This is a genomic window from Abyssisolibacter fermentans (genome assembly GCF_001559865.1).
Taxonomy (GTDB): Bacteria; Bacillota; Clostridia; order Tissierellales; family MCWD3; genus Abyssisolibacter; species Abyssisolibacter fermentans.
Genome location: NZ_LOHE01000037.1, coordinates 278,913 through 294,282, shown reverse-complemented (window position 1 = coordinate 294,282; position 15,370 = coordinate 278,913). Strand labels below are relative to the sequence as shown.

13 protein-coding genes are annotated in these 15,370 nt (G+C 27.4%); 2 read left to right on the top strand and 11 right to left on the bottom strand.

From position 1 onward, the window contains the following. Window positions 1-222 precede the first annotated feature (222 nt). Both AYC61_RS04945 and AYC61_RS04940 read right to left on the bottom strand, forming a co-directional pair. Window positions 223-780 carry an HD domain-containing protein gene (locus tag AYC61_RS04945; protein WP_066497693.1) on the bottom strand — a complete coding sequence of 186 codons (558 nt, stop codon included), beginning with the start codon at window positions 778-780 and terminating at the stop codon, window positions 223-225. A 386-nt stretch (window positions 781-1,166) separates the two neighbouring features. Next, window positions 1,167-2,024: an aldose 1-epimerase family protein gene (locus AYC61_RS04940; protein WP_066497692.1), complete on the bottom strand. Its 858-nt coding sequence runs from the start codon at window positions 2,022-2,024 to the stop codon at window positions 1,167-1,169. Between the two features lie 626 nt (window positions 2,025-2,650). On the opposite strand from AYC61_RS04940, the gene AYC61_RS04935 reads away from it, so the two are divergent. Together AYC61_RS04935 and AYC61_RS04930 are read left to right on the top strand one after the other, a co-directional pair. Next, on the top strand, window positions 2,651-3,403 hold the full coding sequence (locus AYC61_RS04935) for an ABC transporter ATP-binding protein (protein WP_066497690.1): 753 nt from the start codon (window positions 2,651-2,653) through the stop codon (window positions 3,401-3,403). Further along, on the top strand, window positions 3,393-4,202 hold the full coding sequence (locus AYC61_RS04930; RefSeq protein WP_156456353.1) for an ABC transporter permease: 810 nt from the start codon (window positions 3,393-3,395) through the stop codon (window positions 4,200-4,202). Before AYC61_RS04935 ends, AYC61_RS04930 begins: the two co-directional genes overlap by 11 nt. A gap of 291 nt (window positions 4,203-4,493) precedes the next feature. On the opposite strand, the gene AYC61_RS04925 is transcribed toward AYC61_RS04930, so the two are convergent. From AYC61_RS04925 to AYC61_RS04890, 9 genes are all read right to left on the bottom strand, one after another. Continuing rightward, window positions 4,494-6,689 (bottom strand): sensor histidine kinase, encoded by a 2,196-nt coding sequence (locus AYC61_RS04925; protein WP_066497685.1) that lies wholly within the window; start codon window positions 6,687-6,689, stop codon window positions 4,494-4,496. A gap of 500 nt (window positions 6,690-7,189) precedes the next feature. Further along, window positions 7,190-7,873: an anaerobic ribonucleoside-triphosphate reductase activating protein gene (locus tag AYC61_RS04920; RefSeq protein ID WP_066497684.1), complete on the bottom strand. Its 684-nt coding sequence runs from the start codon at window positions 7,871-7,873 to the stop codon at window positions 7,190-7,192. A 9-nt stretch (window positions 7,874-7,882) separates the two neighbouring features. Continuing rightward, window positions 7,883-10,003 carry a ribonucleoside triphosphate reductase gene (locus AYC61_RS04915; protein WP_066497683.1) on the bottom strand — a complete coding sequence of 707 codons (2,121 nt, stop codon included), beginning with the start codon at window positions 10,001-10,003 and terminating at the stop codon, window positions 7,883-7,885. A gap of 425 nt (window positions 10,004-10,428) precedes the next feature. Continuing rightward, window positions 10,429-10,785: a hypothetical protein gene (locus AYC61_RS04910; RefSeq protein ID WP_066497682.1), complete on the bottom strand. Its 357-nt coding sequence runs from the start codon at window positions 10,783-10,785 to the stop codon at window positions 10,429-10,431. A 220-nt stretch (window positions 10,786-11,005) separates the two neighbouring features. Next, the gene (locus AYC61_RS04905) at window positions 11,006-12,745 is read right to left on the bottom strand and encodes an ABC transporter ATP-binding protein (RefSeq protein ID WP_066497681.1); all 1,740 of its coding nucleotides are present in this window, start codon (window positions 12,743-12,745) and stop codon (window positions 11,006-11,008) included. 325 nt (window positions 12,746-13,070) lie between these two features. Beyond that, window positions 13,071-13,217 carry a hypothetical protein gene (locus AYC61_RS21555; protein ID WP_162265437.1) on the bottom strand — a complete coding sequence of 49 codons (147 nt, stop codon included), beginning with the start codon at window positions 13,215-13,217 and terminating at the stop codon, window positions 13,071-13,073. Between the two features lie 59 nt (window positions 13,218-13,276). After that, window positions 13,277-13,468, bottom strand: a complete 192-nt coding sequence (locus AYC61_RS04900; RefSeq protein WP_066497678.1) for a DUF5320 domain-containing protein — start codon at window positions 13,466-13,468, stop codon at window positions 13,277-13,279. A gap of 419 nt (window positions 13,469-13,887) precedes the next feature. Beyond that, the gene (locus AYC61_RS04895) at window positions 13,888-14,376 is read right to left on the bottom strand and encodes a DUF134 domain-containing protein (protein ID WP_066497674.1); all 489 of its coding nucleotides are present in this window, start codon (window positions 14,374-14,376) and stop codon (window positions 13,888-13,890) included. A 95-nt stretch (window positions 14,377-14,471) separates the two neighbouring features. After that, on the bottom strand, window positions 14,472-15,038 hold the full coding sequence (locus tag AYC61_RS04890; protein WP_066497671.1) for an ANTAR domain-containing response regulator: 567 nt from the start codon (window positions 15,036-15,038) through the stop codon (window positions 14,472-14,474). Window positions 15,039-15,370: the final 332 nt, after the last annotated feature.

Sequence of the window (15,370 nt, the reverse complement as noted above, 5' to 3'; positions counted from 1 at the left end):
AAAACATTAAATTCTTTAGAAGCTACATGACATTTTTTGACCACGACATTGATGCCTATATTTTTTCATCTTCATACTATCAAAAAATATAGGCATCTCCGAGTAAAAAAAATGTCTTGTATAGCTTCAACACAAAAACATTGAGTCACACTTCCATCAAAGATTTACTCTAGCTATTTTAACAATTTTGTTATTATTAATAAAAAAGCAGGAAACACCTACCTAAATCAAACTCAATCCTTCTTTTTGTAATTCTTCTTCTCTTACTAGTAAAGCATCCATAACAGTTTGAATATGCTCATTTAAATCTATTCCTAATTCTTCTGCTGATTTTTTTATCTGCTCTCTATCAACAGCTCTTGCAAATGCTTTGTCTTTCAATTTTTTCTTTATTGATTTAATCTTTAATCCTTCAAATTTCGTAGGTCTTACAAGTACACAAGCTATAATAAAACTTGAGAGTTCATCAACTGCATACAATGTCTTAGCTAATTTTGTTTCTCTAGGGGTATTAGTAGCATCAGAATGACCTTTTACAGCCATGACAAATTCTTCATCATACCCTAAATCTCTTAGTATCTCTACTCCCACCAATGGGTGTTCATCTGGATGCTTTTGAAAATCTATATCATGTAGCAAACCACATGCTCCCCATCTTTCAACAGTTTCATCAAACTTTTTTGCATAACCCCTCATAGAAGCTTCTACAGCCAAACTATGTTTTAGCAAACTATCAGAATCAACATGTTCTCTTAATTGTTTCATAGCAACATCTCTCATAATTATCCTCCATTATTTAGAATCTAATTAATTAGTTACAAATACTACCAATATAGTTACTAGGCACCCATCTCATGTCTCTGTGAAAGCGTGACTTCAAGAGTTCGTTTCTTCATCGCTCTTAAGTAGAGAACCAAAATCTACGATTTTGAGTGAATCACTTACTGCTAGGAACACAAGTAGTGAGCTTCTTATTCATTTCAAAACGGGCTCTTGCCCAGCCGTCAAAGATTATGAGATGGGTCCCCTCGCCCAAAACTTATGAGCTAAACATTAAAAGTTAATCTACATTTTTTATATTTTAGTTTTGCAACTACCTAATCTAGAATCCAATTTATATTTATCCTCAATAATATCAGAATCTATTAATAATTTCAATTAAATTGTTAACAATTTAGTTCAATACTATAACTACAAGCAAAACTTTCATTCCCTTTTAATTTTCTAATACCAATCTTATCTTCAAGTTTTTTATTAGTATTATAATAATCAGCTATGCCATACCAAGGTTCTAAACATATGAATGGTGCCGGTTTAGTCCATATTCCCATGTATGGAAAACCTGTATGAGTCATTTTAACACTATCATTTGTTTTTGTATTTCTAATAACTATAGAGTTTGAATTCAAATTTTCAAATATCAATGCATCATTATTAAATAAATCATAGCTTAAATGTATTTGATTTTTATTATTTTTAACTTTTATAGTATTAGGTGATACTAAACCATTTTTACCATCTACTATTCTAGAAATGAAATTTTCCTCTTTCTCAAATTCTAAATAAGCATTTCCACCTTCTATATCGCAGTTAAATGCAGGATGTCCTCCTATTGAAAAATACATATCTTCATCCTTCATGTTAAATACTTCATATGTAAGAATTATTTTATTGCTTTCAAGTTTATACATTACATATAGTTCAAATTCAAATGGATACATTTTTAAAGTATAATCATTAGCTTTTAACACATATTTTAATGTATCTTTAGTTTCTGATACAAATTCAAAGTCTAGATCTCTCGCAAACCCATGCTTTGTCATTTGATATGTTTTCCCATTATATTCATACTCACCATCTTTCATAGTACCTATTACAGGAAACAATATTGGTGCATGTTTACCCCAAAAATTCGGATCAGCTTGCCACAAAAACTCTTTATTATTTTCTAATGATTTGATACTTGTCAGTTCTGCTCCCTTATCTCTTACACTAATACTAATTTTGTCATTACTTATTTGCATTTTTTACCTCCTATATTTTAAGCTATACAGCTATGATTTTGACAAACTATGCTGTTTTAAATGCTAGTTCATAATTTGTTACGCCCAATTCAGACGTTGATGTGATACTATAAATAAGTGATTTACTTGTTCTTAGCACATAACTTTTTAAAACATACTAAATCTCCCTTTTAAAAAATCCATTTATTAAATAATATAACATTATTAAAATTTAGTAAATCAAAATTAGCAGGAGAAATAAATTGATTGCTATAATTGATGAATCAATAGGCTTCTATAAAAAAATATTTGGATGTTTAGGAGCTTATCTAACATGCTAATCTAAATAATAATTTTATACTCTTTATTAAAGTCATACATTATCTGTAATTAAATAATGCATGACTTTTAATTTTCACCACAAGCTTATATTTGAATATAATATAATACCAATATTATTTATAGAAAAACAATATGAGCAAAATATCTGTACTCTTATATAAACATATTAAACCTAGATTATTCATAGAAAATTATACAGCATACTATTCAAAGTTATATAAATAATCAGTGTTAAACATTTGATTCTTTTTATAGTAAAATAATATGAATAATTAAGTTTATATTCCTTACACAAGGAGGCTATTATGAATAAAATTCTTGAAGTAAAAAATCTATCTATGACTTATCATACATTAGAAGATGAGATAGAAGTACTAAATAATATATCTTTTGATGTATATGAAGGTGAAATAGTTATAATAGTAGGACCAAGCGGTTGTGGCAAATCAACTCTCTTATCTATTATTTCAAACCTAATTCAACCTTCATCAGGTAAGGTTGAATTAAATAAAAAAACTGGCTATATGTTTCAAAAAGATTATTTGTTTGAATGGAGAAACATACTAAACAATACTCTTATAGGACTAGAAATTCAAAATAAAATAACTAAGGAAAGGATAAGTTATGTAAAAAAACTTTTATATACATATGGTCTTGGAGATTTTATGTATAACTATCCTAGACAGCTTTCAGGTGGTATGAGACAAAGGGTAGCTTTGATTAGAACTCTCGCTATTCATCCGGAATTTTTATTATTGGATGAACCTTTTTCTGCTCTTGATTATCAAACACGACTTGCTATAGCTGATGAAATAGGTATTATTCTAAAAAAAGAAAATAAAACTGCTTTAATGGTTACACATGATATATCTGAAGCAGTAAGTATGGCAGATAGAATAATTGTTTTATCTAACAGACCAGCATATATAAAAGATATCATATCTATTAAATTAACCTGCCCTAATAATCAAAAAAGTCCAATAATTAGTAGAGAAGCTCCTGAATTCAAATATTATTTCAACAAGATATGGAAGGAGTTGGATGTTCATGTCAAATAATAAGAAGCCAACACTTGAACATATAAATTTTATTAAAAAGCATAACCGAATGAAAAAGATGATATTTATAACTCAAATAGCAATTTTAATTATATTAATAGCTTATTGGCAAATAGCTGCAAATTTTGGATGGATTGAAACCTTTCTTACAAGCTATCCTTCTGCAATCATTAAACTTATGGTAAAACTATTTAAAAATGGCTCATTATTGAATCATTTATGTGTATCTCTACTAGAAAATATAGCTGGATTTACTATTGGTACTTTGCTTGGGATAATAATAGCCATAGCATTATGGATATCTTCTTTTTTATCAAAAGTATTAGATCCATATCTTGTTGTATTTAACAGTCTACCAAAAACAGCTTTAGCTCCAATAATCATTCTCTGGGTTGGTGCTGGTTATTCTGGAATAATTGTAACTGCCATATCTATATCTATTGTTGTTACCATAATGAACGTATACACTGCTTTCATGCAAGTAGACAGTAACATTATAAAAATGCTTAAAGCATTTGGTGCATCTAAATATCAAGTTTTTAAAATGGCAATTTTACCTGCAAGTATACCTTCAATGATAAATTGTTTAAAAATAAATATAGGATTATCTTGGGTAGGCGTTATAGTCGGTGAATTTTTAGTTTCTAAAGCCGGTATAGGTTACCTTATAGTTTATGGTAGCCAAGTATTTAAAATGGACTTGGTTATGTTGAGCGTCATAATACTAGCAATACTAGCATCTATAATGTACAAAATAATATCTGTTTTCGAAAAAAAATATTTGAACTGGAAAAAATAATACTCCCAACTCAAATATAAGCTTGTCTAAAACTAACTAGACATATTCTTCTCAAATAATTGAATTAATATTTCTATTCATTTTACAAAAAATTTCAATCAATCATTTCTATATCCCTTCAGCTGTAAGCAATTTAATCAAAATTGAGTTCTCTATAATTGTCTCAAAGCTTATTTTGAGACAACGTTCTTTATTGGTGTTACCTCTCAAAGTAAAGCTTCTGTCAAAATGATATATTAATTTTTCTGCTTCAGATAGACTATATTTATAAATACTATAAATAAGTGCATATTAATCTAAATAAATATCAGATAATTCATGATTTATTCTTTCTAATATCATATTTGAATCCTTTATTACCATATTATTATTAACATTTTTTTCTTTATCAGCCTGATTAAATGGTATGTCAATATAAAATTTTGTTCCAACATTTAATTCACTTTCTACATGTATCTTACCGTTATGAAGATCTACAAATGATTTTACTAGAGTAAGACCAATTCCACTGCCATTAATACTGCCACCTCTAGATTTGTCAAAATGACTAAATCTTTCAAATATACATTTTAATTTATCTTTTGGTATACCCGTACCTGTATCTTCTACGACAATCCTTATATTACTATCATTACAAATCAAATTTACCTTTATTAAATCACCTTTTTTACAGTTTTTAATAGCGTTTGATAATAAATTGAGTATAGTTCTTTCAATTTTATCTATATCTATTAATATAATTTTTTCTTCAATATTTGTATCAAATACTATTTCAACACCTTTATTTTCAACAAATTCCACTACTGACATAACTATATCTTCAAGCAATTTTACTATATCGACATTTTCAAGATTAAGATTTAAATAACCAGTATCGCTTTTAACCAAATCAGTTAAATTATTTATTAATCTTAAAAGTCTAAAACAATTTTGGCTCATAACAGATAAATATCTTTTAACTTTTTGGTCATTATTTTTTATATTAGAATCATCATTAAATTTACGAAGTAATTGTATAACACCTAAAATAATATTTAATGGTGTTTTGAAATCATGTGATAAATTAGAAAATAATTCTTCCTTAAGTTTAAAATCTCTTATAATCTGTTTTAGAAATTCAGTATTTTTATTAATTATATCATTCATTTTTTCCTGCGCCTGCACATATTTTGTTATATCTCTTAATATAACTACTGTATTTGCCTTAGAAGAACCATCAACAAATGTAGAATATGCAATTTCAACATTTGTTTCTTGCCCATAATTATTAATTACTAAAGCTTCGATATATTTTTTATCATTTTCTTTTTTTAGGTTATATAATTTATCATGATATTCTGGATGAATAAACGACATAAACTTTTCATTTATCAAATCCTCTTTATTATTAAATTTAAACATGCTTACACCTGCAGGATTTACGTAAGTTATTAAACCATTTTCAGTTACAAAGATAGCATCAGGTAATATCTCGAAAAATATTCTATAAATCTCCTCACTATTTTTAATATCTAACTGCATATTTTTGATATTTGTAATATCTTTAGATATTATTATTGCAGCTTTTTTTTCATTTATACATATATCGTATCTGTTCAGTAATACATGCCTAACATCTCCTGTACTACAAATAAACGAATACTCTATTTCATTATTGTTTTTCATGTCAATGTTTTCTAATTTTTTTATTATATGTGGTTTTATATTTATTTCATATGGAGTTTTATTTAATAAATCTTCTCTTGTACAATTAAAAATTTTCAGCAAATTATCATTAGCGTCCAGGTGCTTACCAAAGCTACCATCATCATTTAACTCTATTAAAATATAATTGCTATTCATATTTTGAACTAAATTGTTTAATTTTTTTTCACTATTTAAAATTATTCTATTATTGCTTCTATCTTCATTAGTTGTATCATACGCAAAACCATACGCAAACTCTGTTTGAGTTACATTTCCTTTTATTTTAAATAATCTCCAACTGTTACCATAACCTTTAATTCTCATTCCTGTTTCAAAAGCTTCTTCAATATGTTTAAATTTGTTATCCATTAAATCATGAATTACCCCTCTATCATCTGGGTGTATTAAATATAGCAAATCATACAAAGTCTCCACATAACCTATTTTACAATCAACAAAGTAATCAGCATGTCTATAATATACTTTTATTTTATTTTTTTTCAAATCTATGATCCATATATAATTAGCTATATTATTAAGAATATATACAAAATCTCTTTCAAAATCTGTCTTACACGATTCAATTGAAGCAAAACCTGTTAATAAAATAATAGAACTACCTATAATATTTATTATTAAATTGGATTTTGGAATTGTTTTATGAGTATAAATATAGTATATTGTGAATACCCATGCTAATGGAATTACTAACTTTAGTGTGAATAAATTCTTCCTTAAGTTAATTTTAAAAAAAGAATACAGTCTTTCTTTTAGTCCATTAAAATTTCCCATAATTCTCATTTTAATAACTCCCTATTATAATTTTTAAACCTGATTATTCATATAACTCCCGATAATATGCTGTAAGTTTCTGAATTATAAGATTTCAGTGAATTAGAAGGCATACCAAGTTGGTATGTCGAGAATTTAATGAATATCTTATAAACAGAGAACTAAAATCTATGATTTTATGTGAATAGCTTACTCATTCGAAGAATGAGCTTCATTTAAAAGAAGTATTTATTTTCTATGAATAATTTGGTTTTTTCTAGTTACTATTTACATTCTCCGTATTCCATTATTTTCCTTCATTTTTTTCGTTTTTTTCGTTTTTTTTTTATATTATTTAAATTTTATCTATTTATTCACTTTTATATATTAGCAAAGTTATCTATTATGAAAATTTTGTACAAATAGTCTGAAATTAATGGTATAAATTGTTAATTATATATCTCTGAAAAAAACTTTTTATCTTAAACTAAACCGACCTAAAAAATATGCTTTAGGTCGGTTTTATTAGTTTATCTAATTATCAATTTGTTAAAATAATTATTTATCTTTTGTTTTAAAAAATCTAGTTCTTCTATTGTAAAAGGAGTTAGCTTACCTTTTCCAACTAATACATTATCACCATCTCTAAAATTTTGTATAGCATATTTACTACTGCCTTTTAAATATTCTGCTATTTTTATTATATCCTCTACACTTAATAGTTCTTTACAAACGGTAGTTCTAAATTCATAACCTTTTTTTGATTGTCTTATAATTTCTATACTATCTTTTATTTTTTTTATGTCTGCATCTGCATTAACTACTGATTTATATTTTTCAAATGGTGCTTTAATATCCATAGCTATATAATCTATATAATCTTCATTTAATAGCTTATAAATCATTTCAGGATTAGTACCATTTGTATCAATCTTTGCTAAGAAACCTAATTCTTTTACTTTTTTTAAAAAATCATAAAGTTGTGGATATAATGTAACTTCTCCTCCAGAAACACACACAGCATCTATAAAATTCTTCCTTTTATTAAGAAAATCAAAAATATATTTTTCATTCAATTCATTTTCCCACTGCCCTAAAAGCTCTGCATTATGACAAAAAGAACACCTGAAATTACAGCCTTTAGTAAATAACACAGTCGATATTTTATCAGGGTAATCAATAAACGAACTCTTTATATGCCCATGAAATATCATATCAAACACCTATAATACTGTTACTAAATCAGATTTATTTTGCTTTAAGCTGGTTTTTGCTTCGAATTCCTGTCTATCATTAAATTCTTCTAACTTACCTTTGTTCCACGATTGAATAGGTCTATGGAATCCGACAACACGTGTCCATACTTCAGTTTTACTGTTACATTTAGGGCAAACTGGTTGATTCCCGCTCAAATAACCGTGTTCACTACATATACTATATGTAGGTGTTATAGTTATATAAGGAATTCGACTATTTTCAAAACATCTTTGTAATAAAAGTTTCACCGTTTCGATACTATCTAATTCTTCACCCATAAATCCATGAAAAACTGTTCCACCAGTATAAAGTGTCTGTAAATTTTCTTGTAACTCAATTGCTTCAAATATGTCTTTTGTATGACCCACTGGAAGTTGTGTTGAATTTGTATAATATGGCTCTTTATCACCTTGAGTTATTATTTTAGGATACATCCTTTTATCCATTCTAGCAAATCTATATGCAGCCCCTTCAGCTGGAGATGCTTCTAAATTCCATAAACTGCCAGTTTCTTCTTGGAAAATTTGTATTACTTTATTCATAAATTCCATAACTTCTACAGCAAATTCCTGTCCTTCTTCAGTAGTTATATCTTCTCCTAATAAATTAAGACATGCTTCATTCATTCCATTTAACCCAATTGTACTAAAATGATTTTTATAATAACCACCTTGTGAGTCTTTAACTCCTTGTAAGTAATATCTTGAATATGGATATAGACCAGCTTCCATATATTTTTCTAAAGATGTTCTTTTTAATTCACAGATTAATTTAGCTTTTTCCATTAAACTCCTTACTCTTTGTTTGAATTCTTCTCTAGATTCTGATAAATAACCTATTCTTCCCATGTTCAATGTTACTACATTAATTGACCCTGTTAGCGGATTAGCTCCGAATAATCCTCCGCCTCGCCTTCTTAATTCTCTGTTATCTAAACGTAATCTACAACACATGCTTCTTACATCCTCAGGATCAAGTTCACTATTAATGAAGTTAGCAAAATATGGTGTTCCAAACTTTCTAGTCATTTCCATGATACAATTTGATATTTCAGAGTCCCAAGGAAAATCTCTAGTTATATTTATTGTAGGAATAGGAAAACTAAAGCTTCTACCCGCTCCATCTCCTTCCATCATTACCTCACAAAAAGCTTTATTAAACATATCCATCTGATCCTGAAATTCTCCATAGGTCTTTTCCATTCTTTTGCCACCTATAGTTACAGGCATATTTTTTAGCATTGGATGACATATTACATCAAGCGTTATATTTGTAAACGGAGTTTGAAATCCTACTCTAGTTGGAACATTTAAATTATATATAAAACTTTGCACTGACTTTTTAACTTCATAATATGATAAATTATCATAATATATAAATGGTGCTACATAAGTATCTAATGAACTTACAGCTTGTGCTCCTGCTGCTTCACCTTGCAATGTATATAACCAGTTAACTATTTGTCCTAAAAAAGACTTTAAGTGCTTTGGTGGTTTTGATTCCAATTTACCTGAAGCTCCTTTAAAGCCATTATTCAATATTGATTCTAAATCCCAACCACAACAATATGGTGCTAACAATCCTAAATCATGTATGTGTAGATCTCCATTTATATGAGCATCTCTTAACTCTTTAGTATAGATCTTATTAAGCCAATATTTTTGTGTTATTGAATCTACTATATGATTATTTAATCCTTGTAAACTAAAACCCATATTAGCATTTTCATTAATTCGCCAATCATCAAATGATACATATTCATCAATCATGCTTTCTGCATCCATGAACAAATTTTTATTTTCTCTAATTTCAGCATGTTTGCTTCTATAAAGAATATATGCTTTAGCTGTTTTCGCATGACCTTCTTCTATAAGTACTTTTTCTACTATATCTTGAATGTCTTCGACTGAAGGAATTCCTACTCCAAAAGCTTCTGATATTATATTTTCTACCATTTCAGCTAATCTCTTTGATTCATTGATATTGTCTCCTCCAACTGTTTTCGCTGATGAAAAAATAGCATTTTGAATCTTATGTAAGTCAAAATCAACAATATCACCATTTCTTTTTTGAACTCTTGTAATCATTTATACAACCCCTTTATATTGTGGTGTTTCTTTTTTCAATACATATATATTGTATATTACACCAAACTATTTGTAAATAGTAATATTTTATTAATAACTTAACCTTATGTTAAGTAGTATTATAAGAATTACTGTAAATTTGAAAGTTTCTTCATTATTAATTTTTTGTAAATGCGATTATGGTAAACAAATAATTAGTTCTTTTTTACTATAAATTTTTCTAAATTAAACATCAAGACTTCAGGTGAAAATTCTACTCCACCTGTAATCAAAGAACTTCATCCTCTCACTTATTGAAATGAGAGGATGAAGAATTAATAAAAAAGTAGCAAATATCCACGTATTTACCACTTCATTATACTACTAATTTTAATTTTTCAAAAGCTTAATAATGTAATATATCAAACATAATTCACTGTTATATGTTAATATCCATAATATGGTCCATAATATGGTCTATAATATGGTGGTCTTCTTCTCTTCATAAGTTCTCCAATTATTATAATAGATATTATATCTTTAAGTAATCTTTTCCTCCCATAATAGGGTCTATTTTGAGCATATTTTGTTCTAATAAGACTTTTTTGTTCTTTTATGTCTTTATTTATCTCAGGGTATTCTCTAACAACTTCACTATATACTTCATCAACCATAACACTTAACTGATCTTCATCTGGCATTTGATTAAGTGCATTATACGAAGAAAAATATCTCATTATGCATTGCACAACGCTTGGATGAATTCTATAATATATTTCCGGATACTGTATATTGAAATCCATACAAGTTACACCTCTCTTTATTAAATATTTATACAGTATTATACTATGTAAAATATTTATTTTTGTGATATTTGTATGTAGTTTTTATATACAGTTTTAATTTTCCATAGTGAATTCGTTTACTAAAGTTAACCCTGATTAATCATAAAGTAAAGTGTTGAAAATTGATAAATTTGTTATTTCTAACTTACCACTTGAACTGTTATTTTAATATTAAATACTAGTAATCTATATCATCAGGTATATAACCCCTAAATTGTGATTTGTATAGTTTTTCATAAATACCTTTCTTTTCTAACAATTCTTCATGATTGCCTCTTTCTTTTACACCTTCATTAGTAATAACGACTATTTCATCTGCATTTTTTATTGTTGACAATCTATGAGCTATAACTAATGTTGTCCTTCCCTCTGACAATTCTTCTAAAGCTTTTTGTATTCTTATTTCTGTTTCGTTATCTAAAGCAGAAGTTGCTTCATCTAAAATCAATATTGGAGGATTTTTTAAAAAAACTCTCGCAATAGATATCCTTTGTTTTTGTCCTCCGGATAGCCTTACTCCTTTTTCGCCTACATAAGTATCATAACCATCTGGTAAATTACATATAAAACTATGAATGTTGGCTTTCTTAGCTGCTTCAATAACTTCTGCGTCTACAGCATCTGGTTTTCCATATAATATATTGTCCTTTATTGTTCCTGAAAATAAAAATATATCTTGTTGAACAAAACCAATATTTTTTCTTAAAACTTTAATATCAATATCTTTGATATTAACACCATCAAGTGTAACACTACCTTCATTTACATCATAAAACCTTGGTATTAAATGACACATAGTAGTTTTACCACCACCTGAAGGACCAACTAGTGCAAGTGTTTTACCGTTTGATATTTTTAAGTCTATATTTGATAAAACAGATTCATCTTGATTATATGAAAAAGTTACTTTGTCAAATTCTATATCTCCTTTAATATTATCAAGTACTATGGATTTTTCAGAATTTTGAATTTGGGGTTGTACATCCATTATCTCAACAAATCTTTCAAAACCAGCCATTCCAGCTTCATATTGCTGTGTGAATTGCATCAATTTTCTTATAGGCTGTAAGAAAAACTGTATATATAATAAAAATGCTACTAAATCACCGTATACTAACTCATTTCTATATATCAATATACCACCAATACCAATAACTAATATTTTTAAAATATTAGCAAAAAAATGAATACCTGATGTTAACTCCGCCATCGATTTAAACGCTTCTTCTCTAGATTCCCTAAACTCAAAATTTCCTTCATCAAACTTTTCCATTTCATATTCTTCATTTGTAAAAGATTTTGCCACTCTTATTCCTGATATACTATTTTCTAAACGTGAATTTACATTAGCAATACGTTTTTTTACCATTTTAAATGCTCTTGACATTTTCTTTCTTTTTTTTATTGCATAAAAAGTCATAATAGGAACAAATACAAATACTACTAGTGTAAGACGCCATTCTATAGTAAGTAAAATAAAAAATGAACCAACAAGCATAATTAACGATAAGAATAAATCCTCTGGACCATGATGTGCTAACTCTGAAACTTCTCTTAAATCATTTACTATTCTAGACATTATATGTCCAGTTCTTGTATTGTCGAAAAAGTTAAAAGACAAGGTCTGAATATGTGAAAATAAATCTTTACGCATGTCATATTCCATTCTTACCCCGACTACATGTCCCCAATAGTCAACTATGTAGTTAAATATTGCTCTTAAACCATATATAACTATCAGCACAGCAACCGAAATATATATAGCTCTTAAGTTACCATCTGGTATATACTCATTTAAAATGTCTCTTGATAGTATTGGAAAGACCAAATCTATTATAGCTATTAATAATGCTGCTACCATATCTAATATAAATAATTTCATATGTGGTCTATAATATGATATAAATTTTTTAATCATATGACTCCTCCTCTTATTTATATTGATACAAAATATACAAAAAATGATGTTTGTCCCAAGCTAATATACTAATTTCGCTATTCATCATTTAATTCATAATATTTTGTATAGTATATTATTATATTTTATATGATATATAATGTCAATATTTATATTAAAATATTAATTTAACCAATTATAAGTCATATATGCTGAAAATCGTTTTCTAGATCATTCTTAAAGATTTCCTCATTTCCTATTTGTTATAATTTTTATTAGGTCATTTTTATCGCACCCGTAATAATATTTCCATTACTAAAGTAATCTATTCAAAACTTACAAATCACTACTTAATCAACCCGTGAACAACTGCTATAATAACTAATCCAACTAATAAATCTATTAGGAATTGAATTTTATTCTTATATGTTAAAAGAGACTGTTCAAAATGAACAGTCTCTTTCTGCATTACTTTGGTTATTATATTAGTCATAATCAAAATACATAATCAATGGACTATATTTATTTATTATGACTTTATTGGTGAAAACTTTATTCTTCTTTATCTTTTTGAATATAAGTAGCTCTAGAAAACCTTCTAGGTCTTCTACGGCATCCAAATCCTAAACCTCTACCTAAACCTCTTAAGTCCTTTATATCGCCTTCTTTTGCTTCACAAATACCTAATCCTCTACCTGTTAAACTACCTTCTCCACATGGACCAGTTCCATCTCTTCCTGGCATATTATCACCTCACTTTATATAAAACAATAAATTCAGTTTATTAGCATATGCTCATTTTAATTATACCACGTTTCGGGCATATGTCAATAATGTTTTTGATTTTATCCAATTTTTTATTCTTATTTTAGCCCTGATTATTCGTATAACTTTGAATAATATACTGTAAGTTTCTGAATTATGAGCAGAGAACCTAAATTTTAATTTAGTGTGAATCGCTTATTCAGACTAGTCTGAGGTACATCTAAGTTAATATTCGAAGGCATACCAAGTTGGTATGTCTGCCATTTAATGGACATCTTCTAATCAGAATATCTTAATAAATGAATCTCCTATTCAGTTCTTTCATAGGAGTAAACAATTCACACCAAAAAAATTTGGGTTCTCTGCTCAAAAAAAGAACCCTTTTTACAGGTTCTAAGTTATTCTATATTTTTTCCTCTTCTATTTTGACATCTCTTTCTGCAATAATTTTGTTTAGTTTTTGATTCACATTTAATTTCGCGTGATTCACATTCTGGACATTTAATATTTATATTCTTTATTTCTTCTATATCTTCTATATCTTCAACTCTAATTTCCCAAGTATGATCACAAGCTAAACAACGAAACATACATATATTTTTAGTATAATTTCCACCTTTTATAAGAATCGCTTTTCCATTTATTAAACTATCAGCAACCTTTTTCTTAGCAAAGCCATATATTCTTTGAAAAGTTTGTCTGGAAACATTCATCTTTTGTGCACATGCTTCTTGATCTAATCCCTCTAAATCTTTTAATCTTATTGCTTCATACTCTTCTATTTTGAGAATATTTTCTTCTAATTCACATGCAGGTATATTACCAGGTTTAAAATAATTATATTTAGGCATATATTCAATCTTTCTCCATTTAATCGGTCTAGCCATAATAACCTCCTATTTATTTGTAATATTTATCCAGATTTTTTGTTAATTAAGGTAAATAAGTTTTCATGCATAAACCATATCCCTTATCATTTTTTTCAATATTTTTTTATAATATCTATCGCAACTTTTTCCATAGATATGCACATATCCATACTTCGTTTCCTCAAAAATTTAAAAGCTTCATCTTCAGTAAAATTCATTTTTTGCATTAAAAGACCTTTAGCCTTGTCAATTTTTTTTCTTGCAGATAAAGTACTCTCAAGTTTTTCCACTTTTTCATAAAGACTATTCATCTTATTAGAGTTCATAATAACAAATTCTATTAGATGATTTATTTGGTAAGGGTTGATAGGTTTACTCAAATATGCAAATAGTTTGTATTTTTTTAGTTTCTCATAAAAATACTTATCCCTTTTGTCAGTCATAAATACAATAGTTGAAAGATTGTCACTCTCTACAATCCGTGCTACATCAAAAGCATTCATTCCCCATATATTTACATCTAATATGATTAACTTTGGTCTAATAGCTCTGGCAAGCCTCAACACCCCACCACCATCACTTGCCTCATATACCTTATATCCTTTTTTATTTAACAGTTGTACTATAGACAATCTATGTTTTTCGTTGCTGTCTCCTACTACAATTATGTAGTTTTCCAATGTAAAATCACCTCATACAGTGAACTCGTAGACTTCAGATAAAAACTCTATCTGAAGATAAAATATTTTTTGCTACTTATAGTTTTCGATATTAAAAACAAAAATAATAATTCTTATACTACTATTTATTATACTATTTTGAGTATCTCATTACAACATCATACCTAACGCATATATTGGTATTATATATACTGATTGTTTTATTTTACAAATAATTTATTTAGGGAGCTTTTCTTAAACTTAACTTATTTTGAACAAAAACTTTGATTTAAATTTATCTTAATGTTGATTTTACCCAATATACATATGTTATATAAAATCAAGCTATAAAA